1 pseudogene is annotated in these 362 nt (G+C 75.1%); it reads left to right on the top strand.

Annotation, left to right across the window (positions count from 1 at the left end):
• Positions 1-231 (top strand): annotated as a pseudogene (locus tag ACFVXK_RS38645) (hypothetical protein); the annotation flags it as partial.
• Between the last annotated feature and the right edge of the window lie 131 nt (positions 232-362).

Genomic DNA, 362 nt, shown 5'->3' with positions numbered 1-362 from the left:
ACCAACAAGAACTACAAACATAGAATCCTGCCCTTCATCACCGGCCTCAGCCGCCGGGCGAGCCGGATCATCCGGCAGAACCTCTGGCTGAGCCTGGGCATCGTCGCCGTCCTGGTCCCCGCCACGGCCCTCGGCCTGGGCATCGGCCCGGCCGTCCTGGTCCACGAGGGCTCCACCCTCGTCGTGGTCGCCAACGCCCTGCGCCTGCTGCGCTACCGCGACACGGCCTGAACGGCGGCCGGCGCGGGCGGACGCCAGAACGCCAGCCGCACCGCACGCCCGGGTGGCCGCCCGGGCGTGCGCGCCTCCGCCTCCTGGGCGGGTGCCGGCGCGGGTGGGCGCGGGCCGCACCGCACGACCCG

It is taken from the genome of Streptomyces sp. NPDC058157, assembly GCF_042884105.1.
In the GTDB taxonomy this organism is placed as follows: Bacteria; Actinomycetota; Actinomycetes; order Streptomycetales; family Streptomycetaceae; genus Streptomyces.
The sequence above is the reverse complement of the archived record's forward strand: the minus strand, read 5'-3'. Positions and strand labels throughout refer to the sequence as shown.